This window comes from Microbacterium sp. Se5.02b, from assembly GCF_019464375.1.
Lineage (GTDB): Bacteria > Actinomycetota > Actinomycetes > Actinomycetales > Microbacteriaceae > Microbacterium.
On the sequence record NZ_CP080491.1, the window covers coordinates 3,294,304 to 3,316,685 of the forward strand.

General features: G+C 69.3%; 23 protein-coding genes and 4 pseudogenes. 20 read left to right on the forward strand and 7 right to left on the reverse strand.

The genetic code is table 11. The annotated features are described in order from the left end of the window. Positions 1–129 precede the first annotated feature (129 nt). Positions 130–1,227 (reverse strand): sensor histidine kinase, encoded by a 1,098-nt coding sequence (locus K1X59_RS16490; protein WP_244632115.1) that lies wholly within the window; start codon positions 1,225–1,227, stop codon positions 130–132. A 271-nt stretch (positions 1,228–1,498) separates the two neighbouring features. Between K1X59_RS16490 and K1X59_RS16495 the strand changes: the two genes are divergently transcribed. Then, entirely contained in the window at positions 1,499–2,155 is a 657-nt protein-coding gene (locus K1X59_RS16495) for a response regulator transcription factor (RefSeq protein WP_244632116.1), read from the forward strand. Between the two features lie 30 nt (positions 2,156–2,185). Here the strand turns inward: K1X59_RS16495 and K1X59_RS21815 are convergent, their stop codons facing one another. Then, positions 2,186–2,557: an EamA family transporter gene (locus K1X59_RS21815; RefSeq protein ID WP_244632117.1), complete on the reverse strand. Its 372-nt coding sequence runs from the start codon at positions 2,555–2,557 to the stop codon at positions 2,186–2,188. A gap of 758 nt (positions 2,558–3,315) precedes the next feature. Here K1X59_RS21815 and K1X59_RS16505 point away from each other — a divergent pair. The 3 genes and pseudogenes from K1X59_RS16505 (at position 3,316) to K1X59_RS16515 (ending at position 6,674) form a co-directional block, all read left to right on the forward strand. Further along, positions 3,316–4,598, forward strand: a pseudogene (locus K1X59_RS16505) (M18 family aminopeptidase). Between the two features lie 67 nt (positions 4,599–4,665). Beyond that, the gene (locus tag K1X59_RS16510; RefSeq protein WP_183150837.1) at positions 4,666–6,108 is read left to right on the forward strand and encodes a cytosine permease; all 1,443 of its coding nucleotides are present in this window, start codon (positions 4,666–4,668) and stop codon (positions 6,106–6,108) included. Beyond that, entirely contained in the window at positions 6,105–6,674 is a 570-nt protein-coding gene (locus K1X59_RS16515) for a cysteine hydrolase family protein (RefSeq protein WP_183150838.1), read from the forward strand. The genes K1X59_RS16510 and K1X59_RS16515 overlap by 4 nt, the downstream gene beginning before the upstream one ends. A 71-nt stretch (positions 6,675–6,745) precedes the next feature. Here K1X59_RS16515 and K1X59_RS22955 read toward each other — a convergent pair. Beyond that, positions 6,746–8,076 (reverse strand): annotated as a pseudogene (locus K1X59_RS22955) (MFS transporter). An 81-nt stretch (positions 8,077–8,157) separates the two neighbouring features. On the opposite strand from K1X59_RS22955, the gene K1X59_RS16525 reads away from it, so the two are divergent. Next, the gene (locus K1X59_RS16525; RefSeq protein ID WP_183150840.1) at positions 8,158–9,003 is read left to right on the forward strand and encodes a LysR substrate-binding domain-containing protein; all 846 of its coding nucleotides are present in this window, start codon (positions 8,158–8,160) and stop codon (positions 9,001–9,003) included. A 638-nt stretch (positions 9,004–9,641) separates the two neighbouring features. On the opposite strand, the pseudogene K1X59_RS21825 reads toward K1X59_RS16525, so the two are convergent. Beyond that, a pseudogene (locus K1X59_RS21825) lies at positions 9,642–9,890 on the reverse strand (MBL fold metallo-hydrolase); the annotation flags it as partial. Positions 9,891–9,970: 80 nt separating this feature from the next. Here K1X59_RS21825 and K1X59_RS16535 point away from each other — a divergent pair. From K1X59_RS16535 to K1X59_RS16565, 7 genes are all read left to right on the forward strand, one after another. Beyond that, positions 9,971–10,495, forward strand: a complete 525-nt coding sequence (locus K1X59_RS16535) for a TetR/AcrR family transcriptional regulator (RefSeq protein ID WP_183150842.1) — start codon at positions 9,971–9,973, stop codon at positions 10,493–10,495. 63 nt (positions 10,496–10,558) lie between these two features. Then, positions 10,559–11,614, forward strand: a complete 1,056-nt coding sequence (locus tag K1X59_RS16540) for an alpha/beta hydrolase (RefSeq protein WP_183150843.1) — start codon at positions 10,559–10,561, stop codon at positions 11,612–11,614. A 54-nt stretch (positions 11,615–11,668) separates the two neighbouring features. Continuing rightward, on the forward strand, positions 11,669–12,520 hold the full coding sequence (locus tag K1X59_RS16545; protein WP_183150844.1) for a tryptophan 2,3-dioxygenase: 852 nt from the start codon (positions 11,669–11,671) through the stop codon (positions 12,518–12,520). Between the two features lie 8 nt (positions 12,521–12,528). Further along, positions 12,529–13,296 (forward strand): hypothetical protein, encoded by a 768-nt coding sequence (locus K1X59_RS16550; protein ID WP_183150845.1) that lies wholly within the window; start codon positions 12,529–12,531, stop codon positions 13,294–13,296. Then, complete coding sequence (locus tag K1X59_RS16555) at positions 13,248–13,469, forward strand: hypothetical protein (RefSeq protein ID WP_220173597.1); 222 nt, start codon at positions 13,248–13,250, stop codon at positions 13,467–13,469. The genes K1X59_RS16550 and K1X59_RS16555 overlap by 49 nt, the downstream gene beginning before the upstream one ends. 9 nt (positions 13,470–13,478) lie before the next feature. Next, on the forward strand, positions 13,479–14,717 hold the full coding sequence (locus tag K1X59_RS16560) for a kynureninase (RefSeq protein ID WP_220173598.1): 1,239 nt from the start codon (positions 13,479–13,481) through the stop codon (positions 14,715–14,717). Continuing rightward, a complete protein-coding gene (locus K1X59_RS16565; protein WP_220173599.1) occupies positions 14,707–15,546 on the forward strand; it encodes a PaaX family transcriptional regulator C-terminal domain-containing protein in 840 nt (279 codons plus the stop codon). Before K1X59_RS16560 ends, K1X59_RS16565 begins: the two co-directional genes overlap by 11 nt. Here K1X59_RS16565 and K1X59_RS16570 read toward each other — a convergent pair. Next, positions 15,543–16,037, reverse strand: a complete 495-nt coding sequence (locus K1X59_RS16570) for an FBP domain-containing protein (protein WP_183150847.1) — start codon at positions 16,035–16,037, stop codon at positions 15,543–15,545. The genes K1X59_RS16565 and K1X59_RS16570 overlap by 4 nt on opposite strands. 294 nt (positions 16,038–16,331) lie before the next feature. Between K1X59_RS16570 and K1X59_RS16575 the strand changes: the two genes are divergently transcribed. Next, on the forward strand, positions 16,332–16,679 hold the full coding sequence (locus K1X59_RS16575; RefSeq protein WP_220173600.1) for a hypothetical protein: 348 nt from the start codon (positions 16,332–16,334) through the stop codon (positions 16,677–16,679). Between the two features lie 30 nt (positions 16,680–16,709). Here the strand turns inward: K1X59_RS16575 and K1X59_RS16580 are convergent, their stop codons facing one another. Beyond that, positions 16,710–17,066 carry a hypothetical protein gene (locus K1X59_RS16580; protein ID WP_258566896.1) on the reverse strand — a complete coding sequence of 119 codons (357 nt, stop codon included), beginning with the start codon at positions 17,064–17,066 and terminating at the stop codon, positions 16,710–16,712. A 238-nt stretch (positions 17,067–17,304) separates the two neighbouring features. On the opposite strand from K1X59_RS16580, the gene K1X59_RS16585 reads away from it, so the two are divergent. Further along, the gene (locus tag K1X59_RS16585; protein WP_183150849.1) at positions 17,305–17,514 is read left to right on the forward strand and encodes a CsbD family protein; all 210 of its coding nucleotides are present in this window, start codon (positions 17,305–17,307) and stop codon (positions 17,512–17,514) included. A 78-nt stretch (positions 17,515–17,592) separates the two neighbouring features. Here the strand turns inward: K1X59_RS16585 and K1X59_RS16590 are convergent, their stop codons facing one another. Then, positions 17,593–17,757, reverse strand: coding sequence for a hypothetical protein (locus K1X59_RS16590; RefSeq protein WP_017201713.1), 165 nt, complete (start codon positions 17,755–17,757; stop codon positions 17,593–17,595). Positions 17,758–17,877: 120 nt separating this feature from the next. Here K1X59_RS16590 and K1X59_RS16595 point away from each other — a divergent pair, with 120 nt between their 5' ends. The 6 genes and pseudogenes from K1X59_RS16595 (at position 17,878) to K1X59_RS16615 (ending at position 22,285) form a co-directional block, all read left to right on the forward strand. Further along, a complete protein-coding gene (locus K1X59_RS16595) occupies positions 17,878–18,144 on the forward strand; it encodes a Rho termination factor N-terminal domain-containing protein (RefSeq protein WP_183150850.1) in 267 nt (88 codons plus the stop codon). An 8-nt stretch (positions 18,145–18,152) separates the two neighbouring features. Beyond that, positions 18,153–19,058 (forward strand): YbdK family carboxylate-amine ligase, encoded by a 906-nt coding sequence (locus tag K1X59_RS16600; protein WP_244632121.1) that lies wholly within the window; start codon positions 18,153–18,155, stop codon positions 19,056–19,058. Then, a complete protein-coding gene (locus tag K1X59_RS21830) occupies positions 19,055–19,282 on the forward strand; it encodes a hypothetical protein (RefSeq protein ID WP_244632122.1) in 228 nt (75 codons plus the stop codon). The genes K1X59_RS16600 and K1X59_RS21830 overlap by 4 nt, the downstream gene beginning before the upstream one ends. 41 nt (positions 19,283–19,323) lie before the next feature. After that, positions 19,324–20,721: an MFS transporter gene (locus tag K1X59_RS16605; protein WP_183150851.1), complete on the forward strand. Its 1,398-nt coding sequence runs from the start codon at positions 19,324–19,326 to the stop codon at positions 20,719–20,721. Positions 20,722–20,793: 72 nt separating this feature from the next. After that, a pseudogene (locus K1X59_RS16610) lies at positions 20,794–21,473 on the forward strand (DUF899 domain-containing protein). A gap of 41 nt (positions 21,474–21,514) precedes the next feature. After that, positions 21,515–22,285 (forward strand): endo alpha-1,4 polygalactosaminidase, encoded by a 771-nt coding sequence (locus tag K1X59_RS16615; RefSeq protein WP_309491592.1) that lies wholly within the window; start codon positions 21,515–21,517, stop codon positions 22,283–22,285. Positions 22,286–22,382 lie beyond the last annotated feature (97 nt).

Below are 22,382 nucleotides of genomic sequence, written 5' to 3' on the forward strand. Positions count from 1 at the left end.
TTTATCTGGGGAACCTCCAGAATAGGGAGGGAGGCGGCTGGCCCTGAAGAGTCGAACGTCGAGACTCTTCTAGACTTTCGTCTAGGGTCTATCGAACGCCGAAAGTGCGTGCTCGCCCACTCTAGAGCATCAGACGACGGGAAGTCGGGCCGACACGACCCAATGCCCGTCCACCTCTCCGGCGCTGAACTCGCCACTTGCGCCCATGACGCGTTCGGCCATGCGCCCGAGGCCGGTGCGGCTCGAGGAGAGTTCGCGGCGCGGGGTCGTCGGCAAGGGACTGCGCAGGGTGAGGTGCGCGACCTCGTCGTCGACGGACAGGAGGATCTCCACCTGCCCCTGGCCGGCGTACTTGAGGATGTTGGTGGCCGACTCTCGCGTGATGCGTGCGAGCACGATCTCGACCGCGCGCGGGATGCGCTCGTCTCGAGGGTCGCCTTCGCGGACCACCGAGTGTCCGGCGGCTTCGAACTCGCTCTGCGCTTCGTCGATGGCCGCCGCGAGGTCTCCCGTCTGCACGCTGGACGACTGCGGTCCATCGTCGGCGAGTTCGATCACGAAGCGGAGGTCCGTCATCGCCTTGCGCGCGGCGACGCGGATCGCTTCCTGCGAGTCGGTGCTCGTCTGCGGGTCTTCGAGCATCTGCACGTGCAACGCCACCACCGTGAGGTGGTGCGCGATGCTGTCGTGCAGCTCACCGGCGATCCATCGTCGCTCGGCGAGCACTGCTTGGCGTTCCTGTTCGGCACGCTCCTCGAGCTCCCGCTCGAGACGACTGCCCCTGGCGAAGGCGAGCCGCAGGGCGAACCCGACAGCTCCCGCCACCGTGGCGAAGACGAGGTAGAGGGCGACGTTCACATTGGCTTCAGCGTCGCCGTTGGCGACGAGCGCCGCTGCGACCAGGAACGCGCCGGTGTAGGAGAGGATCAGTGAAGTCCACCCCAGCCTCATGACCAGTCCAGCCGCGACAGCGGCTGCGGTCAGTACCTGGAGTTCCGATCCGGGGATGAACGAGAGTGCGAACACGACGCCGAGGGCGCATGTCGCGATGAGCGGCTTCCAGAGATAGAGCGCGAACGCCGCGGTGGACGCCACGCTCACGAGGAGCGCGACCGGGTTCACACCCGGTGTGGTGAAGAAGCCGATGACGTCAGCGGCGATGGTGATGGTGACGATCACCAGAACGACGATGCGCTCGATCGCACTGAGCTTCTCGCCTCGGGTCAAGCGGAGACTGTCCGCGGATTCCCGGGTCGACTGGTCGAAGGCCATGCTTCACTATCTCCTATTCGCCAGCTAATCTAGCTGTGGAGACCAAAGAACTTGCCAACCTGCTGCCAGAAAGTCATAACGTTCACCTCCATTTTCTAACTGTTCGTCGATGTCTGTATTCATCTTCTCGGCGATCCGCGGCGAGCACATCTGTCTCACGTCTAGAGCTTTTTGGCCAAAGGTCCACATCGTGTGTGCCAGCCGCCCGCGCCGTTAGGCTTCCCTCATGCAGGAAATCCGTGTAGTGATCGTCGACGACGATCCCCTGGTGCGCTCGGCACTGTCGCATTTCGTCTCGCGCGACCCGAACATCACGGTGATCGCGCAGGCGGAGGACGGCGTGGAGGCCATCTCCACCGTCGAGCGGGAGCAGCCCGACGTGGTGATGATGGACGTGCAGATGCCCGAGATGGACGGCATCGAAGCGACCGGGGTGATCGCCGAGCGCTGGCCGCACGTGCGCGTTCTCGCGGTGACGACGCTGGACGGGAGCGACACCGTGCTGCCGATGCTGAGTGCCGGCGCCTCGGGCTACCTGCTGAAGGATTCCAGCGCCGAAGAGATCGTCACCGGTGTCCGCGAGGTGCACAGCGGTGCGAGTTCGCTGTCACCGCGGATCGCGTCGATGCTCATCAAGCACGTCCGCGACTCCACCCCCGTCGCTGCGGATGCCGACGCCCTCGAACCGCTCACCGAGCGTGAGGCCGAAGTCCTCCAGTGCCTCGCGAAGGGCATGTCCAACGCCGAGATCGCCAAGACGCTGATCGTCTCCGAGGGCACCGTGAAGGCGCATCTCGGGCGCATGATGGCCAAGTGGCACCTGCGCGACCGCGTGCAGATCCTGGTCACCGCCGCGCACGCCGGGCTCGTCAGCTTCCGCTGACCTCTCCCCCGCCGCGCCGCGCAGCCGCCGTCACATCGCCAGCAGAACGATCCCCGCGACGACGACGAGCGACGCGCCGATCCGCCGCCACGGCTTCGACTCCCGCAGCACGAACACCCCGAACAGACTCACCAGGACGACGCTGACCTCGCGCAGGGGCGCGACGAGCGCGACCGGGGCGATCTGGATGGCCGTGAGCACCAGGATGTACGACAGCGGCGACAGGATGCCGAAGACGAGGATGCGGCGCCACTGGGTGCGGCCGAGCGCCCACACCGCGTTCCATCTCCGACGGACGGCGATCGAGTAGAAGGGCACCTGGAGCAGGGTCGTGCCGACCATGAAAGCCACCGGCGACAGGTTCCAGGTGCGCACCGCGTGCGCATCCCAGATCGTGTACACGGCGATCGCGACCCCGTGAGCAGGCCGAAGAGGATGCCGGGGTCGATGCGACCGCGACGACCGGAGCCGCCGCGGTCGACCAGGCCGATGGCGACCACGCCGACGATCACGGCCGCGACCCCGATCAGCGCGATCGCCGATGGGCGCTCCCCGAGCAGGAGGACCGCCACGATCACCGACAGGAAAGGGCCGGTACCGCGCGCCGTCGCATAGACGGTCGAGAGGTTCCCCTCGCGATACCCCCGCTGCAGCACGGTCATGTACGCCACGTGCAGCGCCGCCGAGACGCCGACGCCCAGGGCGAAGGACCCCAGGTCGTCGGCGCCGAGTCCGCCGGTGAACGGCACGGCGCCGATCCACACGAGCGTGCTGGCGACCGCGCCCCACCAGAGGAACGGCGCGCCGGCCCTGCTGATGCCGTGCGCGATGACGTTCCATGCGGCGTGGGCGATGGCCGCCCCGAAGACGAGGACGAACGCGAGCGGAGACACGACGAGACCCTTCCGTCCGGCGCGCGGCGCGACGAACAGGGTCCTCCGGGCTTTTGTCCTGTCAGATGACGGCCCTCCTGCGGAGGAGGACCGTGGCGCCGCTCGGACCAGACGGGCGCGAACCCCGGAACCCTAGGCGCTATCGGGACCACCCTAACGCGCCAGGATGAACGCACGGCAAACGAGGGCCCCGGCCACCCTCGGCGGATCGGAGGGCAGGACACCGCGACTACGCTCGAAGCACGCCCGTCTCCAGGAAGGCACGTCATGCCCGTCACTCCGGTCGCCCTCGCCCACGCCGAGGACCTCGCCGACTTCGTCTCGGATTCACCCTCGAGCTATCACGCGGCGGCAGAGGTCGCCCGACGGCTCGAAGACGCCGGGTACACGCGTCTGAACGAGGAGGACGCCTGGCCCGCACAGGCCGGCGGACGGTTCGTCGTGGTGCGCGACGGCGCGACGATCGCGTGGGCCGTACCCGAAGACGCCTCGGCGACGACTCCCGTGCAGATCTTCGGCGCCCACACCGACTCCCCGGCTTCAAGCTCAAGCCGCAGCCGACCACCGGGTCGCGCGGATGGCTGCAGGCGGCGGTCGAGGTGTACGGCGGACCGCTGCTGAACTCCTGGCTCGACCGCGAACTACGACTCGCGGGGCGGCTCGCCCTCGCCGACGGCCGCGTCGTGCTCGCCGACACCGGCCCCCTGCTGCGCCTCCCCCAGCTCGCCATCCACCTCGACCGCGGCGTGAACAACGGCCTCGCGCTCGACAAGCAGGTCGAGACGCAGCCCGTGTGGGGACTCGGCGACGCGAGCGAGGCCGACATCCTCGCCGAACTCGCATCCTCCGCGGACGTCTCCGCAGCCGAGATCCGCGGATACGACGTGGTGGTCGCCGACGCCGCGCGCGGGGCGGTGTTCGGAAAGGACCGTGCGTTCTTCGCATCCGGTCGCCTCGACGACCTCGCCTCCGTGCACGCCGGCGTGGTGGCCCTCGCCGCGCACGAGGCGAAGGCCGGAAGCCCCATCGCCGTGCTCGCCGCCTTCGACCACGAGGAGCTCGGGTCGGCATCGCGCTCCGGTGCAGCCGGCCCCTTCCTGGAAGACGTGCTCGAGCGCCTGTACGCGGCGCTCGGCGCCGACTCGTCGGCACGGCGTCAGGCCTACGCGTCATCGTGGTGCCTGTCGAGCGACGTGGGTCACTCCGTGCACCCCAACTACGCCGCCAAGCACGACCCCGTGGTGCAGCCGGTGCTCGGCTCCGGCCCCATCCTCAAGCTCAACGCCAACCAGAGGTACGCGACGGATGCCGTCGGCACCGCGTCATGGCGGACCTGGTGCGAGCGTGCGGGAGTCGTCACGCAGGAGTTCGTGTCGAACAACAGCGTTCCATGCGGCTCGACCATCGGACCGATCACCGCGACACGCCTGGGCATCCGCACGGTCGACGTCGGCATCCCGATCCTGTCGATGCACTCCGCGCGCGAACTCGCCGGGGTCTCCGACCTGCACGACCTCGCCCGCACCGCGCAGTCGTTCTTCGCCGGCTGATCGACGCGGGAGCGATCCGCTCCACGAAGTCCGCCCTGCGAGGTCACGGCAGTGCCAGGATGTGACCATGACGGACATCACGCCGGGACTCATCGAGCGCGCGGGCATCGAGATCATCCCCGAGTCGGAGCGCACCGCGAAGCCCCGCGACCTCTTCTGGCCGTGGTTCGCGGCGAACGTGTCGGTCTTCGGCATGTCGTACGGGTCGTTCGTGCTCGGTTTCGGGATCTCGTTCTGGCAGGCCACCGTCGTGTCGGTCATCGGCATCGTGGTGTCGTTCCTGCTGTGCGGGTTGATCGCGATCGCGGGCAAGCGCGGCTCGGCGCCGACCATGGTGCTCTCCCGCGCGGCCTTCGGCGTGCAGGGTCAGAAGGTGCCCGGCATCGTGTCGTGGCTGACCTCGATCGGGTGGGAGACGTTCCTGGCGATCATGGCCGTGCTCGCCACCGCCACCGTGATCACGCAGCTCGGCGGTGACGGCGACAGCATCGCGCTCAAGATCATCGCGACCGTGATCGTCGCCGCGCTGATCGTCACCGCATCCGTGCTGGGCTACCACACGATCATGAAGCTGCAGTCGGTGCTCACGTGGGTCACCGGCGTCGTGACCGTGCTCTACATCATCCTCGCGGCGCCAGAGATAGACCTCGCCGCCGTGATGGCCCGCCCCGACGGCGGCATCGGCCAGGTGATCGGCGCTCTCGTCATGGTGATGACCGGGTTCGGGCTCGGCTGGATCAACATCGCCGCCGACTTGTCGCGGTACCAGAAGCGCACGGCATCCGACGGGGCCATCGTCGCGTGGAACACGATCGGCGGCTCGGTCGCCCCGGTGATCCTGGTGGTGTTCGGCCTGCTGCTCGGCGGCTCCGACGAGGAGCTCATGAACGCGATCGCGGCCGACCCGATCGGTGCGCTCGCGTCGATCCTGCCGGTGTGGGTGCTCGTGCCGTTCCTGCTCACGGCCGTGCTGGCGCTCGTCTCCGGCGCGGTGCTGGGCATCTACTCGTCAGGGTTGACGCTGCTGAGCCTCGGCATCCGCATCCCGCGCCCGTCCGCCGCGGCGATCGACGGAGTGATCCTCACGATCGGCACGATCTTCGTCGTGTTCTTCGCCACCGACTTCCTCGGGCCGTTCCAGAGCTTCCTGATCACGCTCGGCGTTCCGCTGGCCTCCTGGGCGGGCATCCTGATCGCCGACATCCTCCGCCGGCGGAAGGACTACGACGAGGAGGCACTCTTCGACAGCCGGGGTCGCTACGGCGCCTGGGACTGGACCTCGATCGTCACGATGGTCGTGACCAGCGTCATCGGGTGGGGCCTGGTCGTGAACAACTTCGCCGAAGACGCCGCGTGGAACAACTGGCAGGGCTATCTGCTGTTCCTGATCGGCGGCAGGGACGGCGAGTGGGCATACGCGAACCTCGGGGTGTTCTTCGCACTCGTGCTGTCGTTCCTGGTCACGTACTTCGCACGAGCCGCCAAGATCCGCCGCCAGGAGAACGTGTGAGCTCTTCTGCGCCGGGTGAACCCTGGCTCGTGGTGATCGATCCGCAGGTGATCTTCGCCTCCCCCGACTCCGCGTGGGGTTCGCCGTTCTTCCCCGAGGTCGTGCCGCGCATCCGCGCACTCGCGGACGCTTTCGGAGACCGGGTGCTGGTCACGCGGTGGATGCCCACCGCCGACCGCACCACCTCGTGGGGAGACTACTTCGCCGCCTGGCCGTTCGCGGACCAGCCGCCGGAGGATCCGCTGTTCGATCTCGTCGACGACGCCGCCGGACTCTCCCCGCACGCGAGCATCGACCTCCCCACGTTCGGCAAGTGGGGTCCGGAGCTCGAGGCGGCCGTCGGACACGGCGCCCACGTGGTGCTCGTCGGGGTCTCGACCGACTGCTGCGTGATCTCGACGGCCCTCGCGGCTGCGGACGCGGGCGCTCATGTGACGGTCGCGGCGGACGCGTGCGCGGGTTCGACGGCCGAGAACCACGCGGCCGCGCTGCACGTCATGGGGCTGTATCCGCCGCAGATCACGATGAGCGACACGGCCGGGATCCTGTCGACCATCGGCCGGTGACGATCCTCCGCGACGATCGGCGGAGGAGGCGACGATCTGCGGAGGAATCGGCCGAGATCGTCCGGGAATCGTCATCGACCCCGGGAATCGTCACGGCGCCTCGGGCCGCGCACGTCGCACGCGGAGCCGGATCCCCGCAGACCCCACGTGCGGACCGTCAGCGCCACGACGACGCACCCCGCGACGAAGGGCACACCGCCGGCGACGAGGAACCCCGCCGACAGCCCCCACGTCTGCACGATGCCGCCGACGACGACGGCCCCGACGGTCTGCCCCGCCGCGACGATGACGAGGTACAGCCCGGAGACCCGTCCGCGGATCGCCGGGTTCGTCGACAGCTGCACGAGCGCCTCGGCACTCGTCGCGAACATCACGCGCAGCAGCGACAGCACGACCACCGACAGCACGAAGACCGCGTCGATGCGTGCGAACGCCGTGCCGATCATCGCCGCCGCGAACAGGACGGCTCCCGTGACCACCACGGGAACGCCCACCGTCCGCCGCCGCGTCGACAGCACAGCGCCGAGCAGTGCCCCGAACGCCCCGGCCGCCATGTACAGGCTGTACCCGCCCGGACCGGTGTCGAACCCGACGTCTCTCGCCGCGGCCGCGAACAGCACGTTCTGCGTCATGCCGAAGGTCGCGACGAACACCATGAGCACGAGCGGCCACCGGATGCCGGGCTTGCGCCACGCGTAGCGCGCCGCCGCCGTGATCCCGGTGCCGAGTTCCGGCACACGCACGAAGCGCGGGATCTCCGCGGCGCGCAGGCGCGTCAACGCGGTGAAGGACAGCACCGCGAGGACCGCGGAGATCGACAGCGCCCACGGCGCACCGAAGAGGATGAGGACAGCGCCGCTCGCCGAGACGCCGCCCAGCGAGGCGGTGTGGAACGCTGCGGCGTTGATGCCGATCGCCGTCTGCAGCCGCTCTCGGGGACGACCTGCGCGATGAGGGCCGAGCGTGCCGGGCCCTCCACCACCGCCGTGAGCCCGCCGAGGGCAGCCGCCGCGTAGATGTGCCACAGCATCAGCGCATCGAGCTGAGCCAGCACGGCGAGCGCGATCATGACGCCGGCCGCCGTGCTGTTCGCGATGCGGATGACACGCAGCCGCGGGAAGCGGTCCGACAGCGACCCTCCCCACAGACCGAAGAGCAGGATCGGTGCGAACTGGAAGGTGACGGCGAGGCCGACAGCGGCGACGCTGCCCGTGAGCTCGAGGATCAGCCAGTCCAGCGCGATGCGCGAGACCCACGCTCCGATCGATCCGACGAGCATCGAGACGAAGACCCAGCGGAAGCTGCGGACGGCGAGCGTGGCGCGGACGTCTTTGCGGCCGCGCTGGACGATCACGGGGATGGGAGAGGTGTCGGGAATCGGGGTATCGCGCGTCATCGACATGATGCGTCCAGGCTAGGGAGGACTCGACCTCTCCATTCAGACATGTCATGATCGCCATATCACTCATTCGAAAGGTGAATGATGTTCGACCCCCAGCTGCTGCGCACCTTCGTGGCCCTCGCCGAGACGCGCAGCTTCACGCGCGCAGCCGAGCAGCTGCAGACCAGCCAGTCGACGGTGAGCCAGCAGATCCGCCGTCTGGAGCGCGCCGCGGGCAGGACGCTCGCGGTGCGCGACACCCGCACCGTCGAGCTGACCGACAACGGCGAGGCGATGCTCGGCTTCGCGCGGGTCATCCTGAGCGCGCACGACGCCGCCGCCTCATACTTCGACACGTCGGCGATGCGCGGTCGCCTGCGCTTCGGCTCGGCGGACGACCTCGCCCTCACGGAGCTGCCGGCGATCCTCCGCGAGTTCCGCCGCCTCTACCCGCAGATCGACCTCGTGCTCACGGTGGGACAGAGCCCGGCGCTCGCCCGCCGTCTGCGCGCCGGTCAGCTCGACCTCGTGTACGTCAAGCAGGAACCGGGACTCCCGACCGGCCGCCTCGTCCGCCGGGACCGGCACGTCTGGGTCGCACACGAGAGCACCCGGCTCGACCCTGGGGCCCCTGTCCCCCTGATCGCCTACCCCGACCCGAGCCTGTCGCGTGCCGCCGCTATCGAGGCGCTCGCGTCCATCGGCCGCAACTGGCGCATCACCTGCAACGTCCGCGACGTCAACGGGGCTCTCGCCGCCGTCAGGGCCGGCATCGGCATCGCGGTGCTCCCGCGGGCGATGGTGCCGACCGACCTCGTGCCCGTGAGCCCCACCTTCGGCCTGCCCCGCCTCGGCGAGATCGACTTCACGCTGTTGACGAATCCTCGCGCAGCAGGCGGCCCCGTCGACGCGCTGAGCGCCGCCATCGTCGGGCACTCCGGCGACTGAATGCCCGAGACGTGAGAAGGGCCGTGACGATCTGCGGAGGAGGTGACGTTCTGCGGAGGAATCGACGAGGTTGATCGGGGAATCGTCGCCAGTTCCGGGAATCGTCGCCAGTCCCGGGAATCGTGGCCAGTCCCGGGAACCGTCGCCAGTCCCGAGCCCCGTCCACCGATACGATGCCTCAGGCCGCGGCGCGGACCGCCGCAGCGATGTCGGCAGGAGACCCCTGCCAGGGCGCCCCATGACCCGGCAGCACCCAGGAGGCGGGCAGGTCGGCCAGCCGGTCGAGTGAGGCGAGCGCGTCGTCCGGCGCATCCGTGAAGGGGCGGGCTGCGCTCCGGTCCGACCGGTGAGCACGTGCCGCGTGGTGAGCGCATCGCCGACGAAGACCGCGTCGGCGACCGGGATGTGCACGGCGATGCTGCCCGGCGAATGCCCCGGCATGCCCACCACGACGGGAGCCCCGGCAGGTCGAGCACATCGCCGTCGGCGACCTCCACGACGTCGTGGACGTAGTGCGTTCGGAGGGCGTTCTTGCGGAGCCCGTAGGCGAAGAACCCCAGGGTGGGTGCGAGTCTCGCCGGTCCCATCGGGGTCTTGGGCTTCTCGCCCGTGCGCACCCGGTGGCTGTCGGCCGCATGGATGAACACCGGCACACCCGCCTCCCGGCGCAGACGCTCGGCGAACCCGATGTGGTCGCTGTCGCCGTGGGTCAGCACGAGGCCGCGGACGTCGGACAACGGCCGTCCGATCTCGTCGAGTTCGCGCTGCAGGTCGTGCCAGTGACCAGGGAGACCGGCGTCTACCAGGGTGATCCCCTCCGGCAGGTCGACCAGGTACGCGGCGACGATGTCGTTGCCGATGCGGTGCAGATGCGGGGCGAGCTTCATGGGGGATCCTCTCGGAGTGTTTGCGATGGCTACGTTACGTAGCTATGGCTATTGTCAATAGCCATCCAGAGAGGACGCGCATGCCCACACCGGAACGCACATCCCTCGAGGAGATCGTCGCGGCAGGACGCGAGATCCTCGAGATCGCCGGCCCCGCAGGCCTGACCATGCAGGCCGTCGCCGCACGCGTCGGCGTGCGCGCCCCTTCGCTGTACAAGCGGGTGCGCGATCGCGACGCCCTGCACGCCGCCGTCGCCACGGCATCGGTCGACGCCCTGACCGTGCGCCTCGACGACGCCGCCGCCGACCTCACGGCACTCGCCGACGCCTACCGCGCCTTCGCCCACGCCCACCCCGAGGGGTTCCGCATCATGTTCACCGCGGCCGTCCCCCGCGATGCCCTGGAACGCTCGGCCGCCCCCGTCATCCGCGCATGCGCCGCCGTCGTCGGCGAGGACGACGCCCTCGACGCGGCCCGCCTCTTCACCGCATGGGCGACGGGGTTCCTGCAGATGGAGCTCTCCGGCGCGTTCCGCCTCGGAGGCGACGTCGACCGCGCGTTCGACTACGGCCAACGTCGGCTCCTCGCCGGCCTCGCCCGCTGAGATCCCGCTCGACGGACTCTGCGGCGCCACGGATTGCTGCCACACTGTTGCCTGGAGGGGTCCATGAGCATCGACGCGCACACCGCAGAGTCCGCACGCCCGAAGAAGGCGCGGAAACCCTGGCACCGGACGAAGGTCGCCCTGGGGATCATCGTCGCCGTCGCCGCGGTGATCGCGATCATCGGATCCATCACGCCGTGGCCGTCGGCGATGATCATCCGCGCGGTGTTCACCAAGGGCGGCGATGAGACCGCCGCCGAGATGGACAGGCACGTGCCCGACACGAAGCTCGACGTGCAGAAGGACATCTCGTACGGCGATGACGGCACGGACACCACGATGGATGTCTTCCGCCCCGCATCCGCCACGGGAGCACTGCCGACCGTGGTCTGGATCCACGGCGGGGCCTGGATCTCCGGCGCGAAGGAGAACGTCGACCCGTACATGCGCATCCTCGCCGCCGAGGGGTACACGACGATCGCGGTGAACTACACGATCGGACCCGAGGGCGTCTATCCACTCGCCGTGCATCAGCTCGACGCGGCACTCGCGTACATCGACGAGCACGCCGACGAGCTCGGGGTCGACCCGCAGCAGATCGTCCTCGCCGGCGACTCGGCCGGCGGACAGCTCGCGAGCCAGATGGCCACTCTCATCACGAATCCCGCCTACGCCGAGATCATGGACATCACGCCGTCGCTGAAGCCGGAGCAGGTGGTGGCGACCGTGCTCAACTGCGGGGTGTACGACCTGGCAGCCCTCGCGCAGCTCGACGGCATCGCCGGATGGGGATTCAAGTCGGCGATGTGGGCGTACTCCGGCACGAAGACCTGGGCGGAGGACTCGACCGGCGCCACGATGTCGACCATCGACTGGGTCACCGCAGACTTCCCGACCACCTACATCTCCGGCGGCAACGGGGACGGACTCACCTGGCTGCAGTCGATTCCGATGGCGAAGCGCCTGGATGAGCTCGGCGTCGACGTCACGACCCAGTTCTGGCCTGCCCCGCACGAGCCGCAGCTGCCACACGAGTACCAGTTCCACCTGGACCTGCCGGATGCGCGGACGGCTCTGCAGAAGACCGTCGAGTTCCTGGACGCACAGACCACCCGCTGAGTCTCAAACATTTCACGCCTGTGACGATCGCCACAGAAGTGATATATTCAGCGCATGCACACCGAGAATGAGCGCGCCCTCGAGTCCGGGATCGTCACCGATCTGTCAGGGCGGATGACCTACGGGGCGTACCTCGCGCTGGACCAGCTGCTCACGGCGCAGCACCCGGTGAGCGAACCGCAGCACCACGACGAGATGCTGTTCATCATCCAGCACCAGACCACCGAGCTGTGGCTCAAGCAGCTCCTGCACGAGCTCTCCTCCGCGCGCGAACTGCTGGCTCGCGACGACCTGCGTGAGGCCCTCAAGCGCATCGCCAGGATCAAGCGCATCCAAGACGTGATGACGCAGCAGTGGTCGGTGCTCGCGACCCTGACCCCCACCGAATACGCCCAGTTCCGCGGGGCTCTCGGCAACTCCTCTGGCTTCCAGTCCGTGCAGTACCGGGCGGTGGAGTTCGCCCTCGGAAACAAGAACGAGAAGATGCTGAGCGTCTTCCGCGACCACCCGGCCAACCTCGCCCTGCTCACCGTGGAGTGGGAGAAGCCGACCCTGTACGACGAATTCCTGCGCTTCGCCGCCCGCCGGGGGCTCCCGATCCCGACGGAGATCCTCGAGCGTGACGTGCGGGAGCCCTACCGGGAGACACCGGAGCTCGTGCCGGCGATCCGCGAGATCTACCAGGACCCGAGCCGCTATTGGGACCTGTACGAGGCGTGCGAGGACCTCGTCGATCTGGAGGACAACTTCCAGTTCTGGCGGTTCCGGCACCTGAAGACCGTCGCCAGGACGATCGGCATGAAGGTCGGCACCGGCGGCTCCAGCGGCGTCGGCTTCCTGCAGCGCGCACTCGATCTGACGTTCTTCCCCGAGCTCTACACGGTGCGCACCGAGATCGGCAGTTGATGCGTTCCGTGACGTTCTTCGACGGTTCCGGCTGGCGCGCGGGCGTCGTCGAGGCCGTCGACGGGCGCGCGCGGCTGCGTGACGATGTTCCGTCGACCGGGCTCACGCCCCTCGACGGCGTGATCGTCGGGGGCTTCACCGACCACCATGTGCACCTCCAGCTCGTCGACCATGCCCAGCTCGCCGGGTCGCGCCTGGGCCGCGTGGTCGACCTCGGCGGCACCCCCGACGTGCTGCGCACGCTCGCCGCGCACAGGGGATCGGTCGCGATCGGCTTCGCCGGGGCGTTCCTCACCGCGCCCGGCGGCTACCCCTCCGATCGCTCGTGGGCTCCGAAAGGCTCGGTCCGCGAGATCGCCGACGCCGACGCCGCGGCAGAGGCCGTCGCCGAGATGGCCGATGCCGGGGCCTCGCACATCAAGGTCGCCCGCAACAGCGTCGCCGGCCCGGTGCTCTCGGACGACCTGTTCCGCACGATCGTCCGGCTCGCGGCACATCGCGGCCTGCCCGTCGTCGCCCACGCGGAGGGACCGTGCGAGGCGCCGCAGGTGGCCCGGCTCGGAGCAGCCCTCCTCGCACATGCGCCCTTCACGGAGCGCCTCGATGACGAGGAGATCGCACGCCAGGCGGCCTCGGTCTCCTGGATCTCGACGCTCGCCATCCACGACGGCCCCGAACGGGGATCGCGGTCGACAACGTGCGACGATTCCACGCGGCAGGAGGCGCCGTGCGCTACGGCACCGACATGGGCAACGGGCCGATGCCCGTCGACCTGAACCCGCGCGAGGTCGCCGCCCTCCGCGAGGCCGGCCTCGACACCACTGCTCTACTGCGCGCGCTCGCCCCCGTCGATCCGCTCGACCCCGGCTCCGTCCTGCTGCTGCTCCCCCACGCGACCCCGGCGTGCGCAGACCCCCTCGACGCCCGCCCCTCACCCCCGCAGACCTGAAGGTGTGACATGACCGATCCCCGCGACATCTCCCTGCTCGACACGGCCCGTTCCCTCGATGCGGCCGATCCGCTGCACGCGCACCTCGACGCGTTCGCCGAGGCGCCAGGCGTCACCGCCTACCTCGACGGCAACTCGCTCGGCCGCCCGCTGCGCGACATCCCGGAGAAGCTCGCCGCCTTCGTGCGGGACGACTGGGGGACCCGCCTGATCCGCTCCTGGGACGAGCAGTGGATGGCGCTGCCGATGGAGCTCGGGGACCGCATCGGCCGCGTCGCTCTCGGTGCTGCCGCAGGCCAGACCGTCGTCGCCGACTCCACCAGCGTGCTGATCTACAAGCTCATGCGCGCCGCCGCGGCCGCCGACCCCGCCCGCACCGAGCTCGTGATCGAGGCGGGGAACTTCCCCACCGATCGGTTCCTCGCCGAGGGCGTGGCCGCCGAGACGGGCATGACCCTGCGCTGGCTCGAGCCCGACCCCGTGTCGGGAGTGACGGTCGACGATGTCGCAGCGGTCGTGACGGAGCGGACGGCTCTCGTGTCGCTGAGCCACGTGGACTACCGCTCCGGCGCTCTGGCCGACATGCCCTCCATCACCGCAGCCGTGCACGCATCTGGCGCCCTCATGATGTGGGACCTCTGCCACTCGGTCGGCGTCGTGCCGATGCAGCTCGACGAGTGGGGCGTCGACCTGGCCGTCGGCTGCACGTACAAGTACCTGAACGGCGGACCGGGCTCCCCCGCGTTCGCCTACCTCCGACGCGGGCTCCAGGGTGTGCTGCGTCAGCCGATCCAGGGCTGGTGGAGCGCCGCGGACATCTTCGCGATGGGTCCCGAATACGTGCCGTCCGGCGACATCCGCCAACTGCTCAGCGGCACCCCGCCGGTGACGTCGATGCTGGCGATGCAGGGCATGCTCGACCTCATCGAGGAGTCCTCGATCGAGGGCGTGCGGGCGAAGTCGCAGTCGCTCACCGACCTCGCCGTGCGGGCGTACGACGAACTCCTCGCGCCGCTCGGCGTGCGCCTGCTCAGCCCGCGCGATGCCGCCCTGCGCGGCGGCCATGTGACCATCGGTCACCCCGATTTCCGCGACGTGACCCGACGACTCTGGACGGACGGGATCATCCCGGACTTCCGGTACCCCGACGGCATCCGCCTCGGCCTCTCCCCCTTGAGCACGTCGCACCTGGAGACCGTCACGGGGGTCATCGCGGTTCGGGACGCCCTGGAGTCCGGTGACTTCTGAGCGTGCAGCCGCGACCGTGCTGGACGACATCGATGCACGGCCCGGCAGCACCGCGTCGCTGCTGCGCACCCTGGTCGGCCTCTTCCTCCGGCCGCTCGGCGGATGGATCTCCGCGGCCGATCTGGTCGCGCTCGCGGGCGACCTCGGCATCGAATCGGCTGCGGCACGCACCGGCATCGCCCGACTGAAGCAGAAGGGCCTGCTGATCGCCGAACGCTCGGGGCCGATCGGCTATCGGCTCAATCCGGCCGCCATCAGCATGCTGGAGCGGGGCGACAGACGCATCTTCCGGATGCGTGAGATGACGGACGCCGACACCTGGTGCCTGGTCTCCTTCTCGATCCCCGAGAGCGCCAGGAGCATCCGCCACCAGCTGCGTCGACGCCTGCACTGGATCGGCGCAGGGGTCGTGTCACCCGCGCTGTGGATCTGTCCCGGTCACCTGCAGGCGGAGGCTCTGCAGATCCTGGAGGAGCTGGACGCGCGTCGATGGGCGACGCTGTTCCAGGCATCCGCCCCCGTCGTCGCTGGCTCCCTCGTCGAGGCCGCGGCGCAGTGGTGGGACCTGGCTGCGCTGCGCGCCGAGCACCTCGCGTTCCAGGAGTCTCTGACGACGCTCCCCGACGATCCGTTCGCCGCGTACGTGCAGCTCATCGATCGCTGGAGGGTGCTGCCCTACACCGACCCGGGGCTTCCTCCCTCGATGCTGCCGGCCGACTGGCCCGGCCGACGCAGCTTCGACGAGTTCGCCCGCCTGTCCGCGCACCTGGCGGGTGCGGCCGAGGAACACGTGCGCGCCCGCGTCGGCGGACGCGCACACGTCGCCTAGATGGCGCGACCGGCGACCTCCGCGAGGAAACCGGCGACGTGCTCCTGCAGTCGCAGGATGCGCAGGTCGCGGGCGAACTCGCGGTCGAAGCCCTGATACGCCAAGGGCGGCAGGATCCGCACGTTGCGGTTGCAGCCGAACTCGGCGCAGGTGAGGACGCCGACGGAGTCGCCCTTGCGGCCCGCCGCGCCGGCCTTGCGCGCCACGAACAGCTGGACGTCGTTGCGGAGCGTGACGTCTTCGCACCACGAGCACTGCGCGCGGGCGATCACCCGCTGCTCCGCCCGCTGCAGGAACACGCCGACCGGAGCGTCGTCGATCCACGTGACGACATAGGCCCGCCGGGGCATCTTCGGGTCGACCCAGCCCAGGAAGTCGAGCCGATCGAAATCGATGTCGGCGAACCCGGCGGGCAGGGTCAGGTCGGAGACCTCCTTGCGGGAGGCGTTGAGGAAGGACGCGCGGATATCGCGCTCGTCGATGGGACGCATGAGAGAGGTGCTTTCGGGGTGAAGCCCACGGAGGGCGAATCGATGGCGGAAGGATCCCGACGCGACGCCGGGTACGACTCGACACCGGCGACGGGGGTCCGCCTCCGGTGAGTCCTCAGCCTCTGTCTGCGGCGCGGGAAGCGCCTGCAGCTCCGCTCTGCGCCCCGAGGGCGCTCATCGACGACAGCACCCGGCGAGCCTACACCCGTTTGTTTCACTCCGTGTCGCCCGGCCTGGGCAGCGGCAGACAGGCGACTTAGTCTTTCCGGAACGTCGAACAAGAAGGAGACCGCCGTGTCCACGCCGCTGAACCGCCCCTCGCCCCTCCCGGTGCGTGAGCGTGCGGCGTGCATGTGCAGCCACGGCGACCGGTGCTCCTCTTTCGCGCCCGGTCACGCGCTGCACCTGATCCAGGCGCGGATCGCCTCGGCGACGCCCGCCGAGTGGGTCGACGCTCTCGTCGAGTCGGCGGACGCTCTCACCGGCGACCTCGTCGTGCGCACGCTCGACGGAGACGTCCACGCACTGTGGAACGCGCCCGGCGCCGCACTCGAAGCGGCGCCGGGCACCCCCGTCGCACTGCACGGGCGCTACGGGGTCCTCGCGGTCGGACGCACCCAGTTCAACGTCGCCGCCCTCTGACGGCCCCGCGCGGCGAACAGGTCTCGCCGCTCAGGCACCCGCCATCATCATGTTCTTCATCGCCATGCAGGCGTCCATGCACGCCTGGCACGCCTGAGCGCACATCCGGCAGACCTCGCTCATGTCGGCGTGCTCCATGCACTCGTCCATGCAGGTCTGGCACATCGCGATGCAGGCGTCCAGCATCGCCATCATCGACGCCGGGGTCATGCCCTGCATCCGCATCATCGAGCGCATCATCGTGTTGCACATGTCGGCGCAGTTCATGCACGCGGGGGAACAGTCCATCATCTGCGTCGAGCACACCGTACAGGCCTGCTCGCACGCGGCACACGCATCCATGCACGCCTGCATGACCGACATGTCCATCATCTGCATGTCGGGCATCGACTCCATGTTCTTCGACATGGCGCCCATCATCATCGAGTCCATCGCACACCGCTTCCGTGAGTAGAGACCGGCGGGCAGGACCACCCGCCTGGCGCCAGGCTAGTCGCTCGCGGGGACTCGCGTCGATGGGCGGGACGCTGACATGGCCCGCGCCGATTGTCAATCCCGTGGCTGCTTCCGCGCCCGCATGCGAGGGTCGGGATCAGTCGAATCCGACCCATGAGAGGAGCAGGACATGAGTGCTGCAGACGACATCAAGAACGCCGCCGAGAAGGCCTCCGGAAAGGTCAAGGAGGGCGTCGGAAAGCTCACCGACAACGAGCGTCTCGAGGCCGAGGGCCAGGCCGACCAGGTGAAGGCTTCGGCCAAGCAGGCCGGTCAGAACGTGAAGGACGCCGCCGAGAAGACCGGCGACAGCGTGCGCGACGCGTTCGACAAGAAGTAGGCGCCCGGTCCCGGACGCCGAAAGAGGTGAGGCCCGCCGATGGGCGGGCCTCACCTCTTCAGGATCAGACCTTCAGTGTCAGACCTTGCGGCTGCCGCTGATCGCTCGGATCAACCAGGCGATCACGGCGATCGCGAGGAGGACGAGCCCGACCCACAGAAGGAACTGGAGCGACTGCACCAGTCCTCCGGTGATCGCAAGGATCACAGCGACGACGATGACGATGATTAGGAGGATGTTCATCGGTCTTTCCCTTCTTTCGGGGCGCAAGCGCCCGACTGCGGTGACCCAACGGTATCCACGAATGGACATCTCGCAGAGGGGGTTGACTTCCACCCTCCGAGTGCGCGAAAGGACGAGCACATGCCTGGACGACGGAACAATTCGCTGAAGGACCCCGAACTCTACGAAGAGCTGCGCGATGACGGCGCCTCGAAGGAGAAGGCCGCACGCATCTCGAACGCGGCCGCGAAGGAGGGCCGCAGCACGATCGGCCGCCGCGGAGGCGAGCACGGCGACTACGAGGACTGGACCGTTCCCGAGCTGCGCGAACGCGCGAAAGAGCTGGGGCTCACCGGCTACAGCGGCAAGCGGAAGTCCGAGTTGATCTCGGCCCTCAGGAATCACTGAGGCCCCGGATGGCGCGTTTCGGCGTCGAGGAGGAGTTCCTCTTCCTCGATCAGCACTCTCTGGTGCCCGTGACTCTCGCTGCCGGCACTCGGGAGCGCATCACGCGGCTGCGGACCGGCGGCGAGGTGACGCAGGAGTATCTGACCTCCCAGATCGAGTGCCTCACCGAGCCGGTGTCGACGGCCGCCGCCGCCGAGGAGCAACTGCGCCACCTCCGCGGACTCATCGGCTGGCACGCGCAGGAGCAGGAGGCGATCGCCGCGGGAACGGGCACGGCCTTCGCCACCACGCACACCTCGGCCGTCTCGCCGTCCGCTCACTACGACGAGGTCTCGGAGCAACTCGGGCACCTCACCCGCGACCACGAGGTCAACGGACTCCACGTGCACGTCGAGGTGACCGATGACGAGGAACGCGTCCGCGCGCTGAACCGCGTGCGGGGATGGCTGCCGGTCCTGCTCGCCCTCACCGGGAACAGCCCGTTCGCGAGCGGCCGCGACTCCGGGTTCGCCAGCTGGCGCAGCATCCTGATCCGCAGACTCCCGACCTCGTGGTCTCCTCCACGGTTCCACGACTTCGACGACTACTCCACACATGTGCACAGGCTCATCGGCCTCCGCGCGATCACCGAGACCTCCTCGTTGGCCTGGGCCGTGCGGATCTCGGAGCGGTATCCGACCGTCGAGGTGAGGGTGTTCGACGCCCAGCTCACCGCAGAGGACTCCGTGCTCGCCGCGCTCCTCGCACGGGCGCTCGTGCTGACCACGGACCAGCCGCAGACGGACGTCGGCGTCGACGGCATCGACGCCTCGCTGTGGACGGCGGCGCGCCACGGGATGAGCGCCCGGCTGCTCGACCCCGCCACGGGCGAGATCGATGACGCCTGGGCTATCGCCGATCGGATGCGGGGGTGATCGCCCCCGCCCTGCACGAACTCGGAGACGACGACCGGGTCGGCGCCGCGCTCGACCTGCTGCGCGCTCGCGGAACCGGTGCAGAACGGCAACGCCGAGCCCTCGCCGACGAGGGGACCCGCGGACTCGCACGACTTCTTCGTGCGGGCACTCCCGCACCGGACCCGACCCCTCGATCCGACCCGCTCCCGGAACCCCACCAGGAGCCGGTGCCGGCTCCCTGAACCGCGGGCCGTGCGTCCGAGGCCGGGAGTAGTGTCGGCGTGTGCCATCCTTCGCTCCGCTCCAGCGCCTCGTGATCTCGATCGCGGTGCTCGCCTCGTTCGTGACCTTCCTCGACGGCACGGTCGTGAACGTGGCGCTGCCCGCGATCAGCCGCGAGCTCGGCGGCGGCATCACCACGCAGCAGTGGGTGGTCGACGCGTACCTCATCACGCTGAGCGCCTTGATCCTGCTGGCCGGCTCGGTGTCAGACGCCTACGGCCGTGTGCTGGTGATGCGCATCGGACTCATCGCGTTCGGCATCTCGTCCATCGCCGTGGCCGCCGCCTTCGATCCGCTCATGCTGATCGTCGCCCGCGCGGCGCAGGGGGCGGCGGGAGCCTTGCTCGTCCCGAGCTCCCTCGCGCTGATCACGGCGACCATGCGGGCCGATGTGCAGTCCAGGGCGATCGGGGTGTGGACCGCGTTCACCACGGGCGCCCAGCTGGTCGGACCGCTGCTCGGGGGCCTGTTCGTCGACTTCCTCTCTTGGCGGTTCGTGTTCCTCATCAACGTCATCCCGATCGGGGTCACGCTGATGCTCCTCGCCCGGCTCCATCTTCCCGAGCATCCGCGAGGCATCAAGGTCGACTGGTGGAGCGGCGCCCTGTGCGCGATCGGCCTCGGCGCCGTCGTGTTCGCACTGATCGAACAGCCCAACCTCGGCTGGCAGTCACCGGCCATCTGGATCCCCGCGGTCCTGGGCGTCGTGCTGTTCGCGCTCTTCCTGCTGCGTCAGCGGCGCTCGGCGTCGCCGCTCATGCCGCTCTCGCTGTTCCGCGTGCGGGACTTCGGGTGGGGCAACCTCGCCACGCTCTTCGTCTACGCCGCGCTGTCGTTGAACGGCTTCGTGGTCGGCGTCTACCTGCAGCAGGGCGCGGGGCTGAGCGCGACCGCGGCAGGACTCGCGAGCCTCCCCATGACGATCCTCATGATCCTCATCAGCTCGCGCGCCGGACAGTGGGCCGGCAGGTGGGGACCCCGCATCTTCATGACGGTGGGCCCGCTGATCATGGCCGTCGGTGCGCTGATGCTGCTCCTCGTCTCCGCCGACTTCGACTACTGGTGGCAGGTGCTGCCCGCGATGATCGTGATGGGCCTCGGCCTCTCGCTCACCGTCGCCCCGCTGACCGCGGCGATCCTCGGCGCGATCGACGAGAGTCGTTCCGGCATCGCATCCGCCGTGAACAACGCCGTCTCCCGCGTCGCCGGGCTGCTCGTGGTGGCGATGCTGTCGACCATCGTCGGCGGCGCGCTCGATCTCGACGGGTTCCACAACGCCGCGTGGGTCACGGCGGCACTGCTCGTGGTCGGCGGCGTGGTGTCGTGGATCGGCATCCGCAGGAATCCGGCGGAGGCCGTGCCCGCAGACGTGGTCGCCTCGGGGCCGGACACGCATTGACGGTGTCGGTGACCGCGCGCAGACTGGACGCATCCTCGCCCCGCACCCGGAGGTCACCGTGAGCAGCGCAGAATCCACCCTTCCCCCGTCGTCGACGCCGCGACCTGGCGCAGCGAGCTCGACCGGCTGCGCGTGCGCGAGAAGGCCGCGACCAGGGAGCTCGACGCGATCGCGGCACAGCGACGACGGCTGCCGATGGTGGAGCTGCCCGACTACACGCTCGTGGGGGCAGAAGGACCGGTCCGCCTCGCGGACATCTTCGACGGACGTTCGCAGCTCATCGTGTACAACCACATGTGGTCGGACGGCAGCGAGTGGCAGTGCCCCGGCTGCACCGGCTTCACGTCGCAGTTCACACGCCTCGACGTGCTCGAGCGCTACTACGACGCACGCTTCGTGATCGTGACCAACGGTCCGATCGAGGAGGCTCTGGCCTACCGTGAGCGCGTCGGGAATCGGATGGACTGGTACTCGAGCGCCGCGAGCACCTTCGGCGCCGACGTGGACGCACCCCCGAACGCGGGGTTCGGCGTGAACGTCTTCCTGCGCGACGGCGACACCGTGTACCGGACCTGGCACACCGAGGGCCGCGGCACCGAGAGACTCAGTCACCTCCAGGGCCTGGTCGACCTGCTCCCCTTCGGGCGGCAGGAGCAGTGGGAGGACTCCCCGAGGGGTGGCCGCAGCACCCGACCTATGCCCAGGGCATGGGGTCGAAGGAGATCGCGGAGCTGTACGGAGCGAAGAGCTGATCGCGGCGGCACGGGCCGCCCTGCTCTCGTGCGCCGCCGTCGTGCTGGTCGCACTCGGGGGCTGCGCGGCGACCTCGACCATGGACTCCGTCGTGCTTCCGCCCGCCGGTGCCGTGCCCGACTATCAGCTGGGCGGCTCGTACGAACCGGCATCCGAGGTCGGCATCGTCGGGAGAGACCGGAGCGCGGACCCTGCACCGGATGTGTACTCGATCTGCTACGTCAACGGCTTCCAGACCCAGCCGGGCGAGCTCGACACCTGGCCCGAAGACCTGCTGCTCCACCGCGACGGCGAGGTCGTGTTCGACCCGGACTGGCCGGACGAGGCCGTGCTCGACACGGCGAGCCGCGGCGCGCGGGAGCGGATCGCCGACACCGTGACCCCATGGATCGAGGGCTGCGCGGATGCCGGCTTCGACGCGGTCGAGTTCGACAACCTCGACTCGTACACCCGGTCGGCAGGAGCGCTCACCCTCGACGACAACCTGGCGCTGGCCGCGCTGTTCGTCGATGCCGCCCACTCGTCGGGGCTCGCCGCGGGGCAGAAGAACGCCGCAGAAGACGCCGCCGTGCTGCACGAGCGCGCCGGCTTCGACTTCGCGGTCACCGAGGAGTGCGCGGCCTACACGGAGTGCGATGCCTACACCGACGTGTACGGAGACCACGTGATCGACATCGAGTACACCGACGAACTCCCCCGCCCGTTCGCCGAGATGTGCGACGACGACACCTCGCCCGCCTCGATGGTGCTCCGCGACCGCGAACTCGTCACCCCGGAGGACGACGACCACGTGTTCGAGATCTGCCCCTGATCGATCGCGACCGCTGCGTCTCCTGCCCTGCGCAAGCGCGCGCGTCAAGTCCCTGGTTCCGAGTCGACTCTGCCCGCAGGATGAGACTCCACACCGA

What these genes read in the sequence shown, in the direction of transcription:
- K1X59_RS16495 (WP_244632116.1), top strand. Translation starts at nt 1,499, where the DNA reads ATGCAGGAAATCCGTGTAGTGATCGTCGACGACGATCCCCTGGTGCGC.
- K1X59_RS16510 (WP_183150837.1), top strand. Translation starts at nt 4,666, where the DNA reads ATGACGGACATCACGCCGGGACTCATCGAGCGCGCGGGCATCGAGATC.
- K1X59_RS16525 (WP_183150840.1), top strand. Translation starts at nt 8,158, where the DNA reads ATGTTCGACCCCCAGCTGCTGCGCACCTTCGTGGCCCTCGCCGAGACG.
- K1X59_RS16535 (WP_183150842.1), top strand. Translation starts at nt 9,971, where the DNA reads ATGCCCACACCGGAACGCACATCCCTCGAGGAGATCGTCGCGGCAGGA.
- K1X59_RS16540 (WP_183150843.1), top strand. Translation starts at nt 10,559, where the DNA reads ATGAGCATCGACGCGCACACCGCAGAGTCCGCACGCCCGAAGAAGGCG.
- K1X59_RS16545 (WP_183150844.1), top strand. Translation starts at nt 11,669, where the DNA reads ATGCACACCGAGAATGAGCGCGCCCTCGAGTCCGGGATCGTCACCGAT.
- K1X59_RS16560 (WP_220173598.1), top strand. Translation starts at nt 13,479, where the DNA reads ATGACCGATCCCCGCGACATCTCCCTGCTCGACACGGCCCGTTCCCTC.
- K1X59_RS16570 (WP_183150847.1), bottom strand. Translation starts at nt 16,037, where the DNA reads ATGCGTCCCATCGACGAGCGCGATATCCGCGCGTCCTTCCTCAACGCC.
- K1X59_RS16580 (WP_258566896.1), bottom strand. Translation starts at nt 17,066, where the DNA reads ATGCCCGACATGCAGATGATGGACATGTCGGTCATGCAGGCGTGCATG.
- K1X59_RS16585 (WP_183150849.1), top strand. Translation starts at nt 17,305, where the DNA reads ATGAGTGCTGCAGACGACATCAAGAACGCCGCCGAGAAGGCCTCCGGA.
- K1X59_RS16590 (WP_017201713.1), bottom strand. Translation starts at nt 17,757, where the DNA reads ATGAACATCCTCCTAATCATCGTCATCGTCGTCGCTGTGATCCTTGCG.
- K1X59_RS16595 (WP_183150850.1), top strand. Translation starts at nt 17,878, where the DNA reads ATGCCTGGACGACGGAACAATTCGCTGAAGGACCCCGAACTCTACGAA.
- K1X59_RS16600 (WP_244632121.1), top strand. Translation starts at nt 18,153, where the DNA reads ATGGCGCGTTTCGGCGTCGAGGAGGAGTTCCTCTTCCTCGATCAGCAC.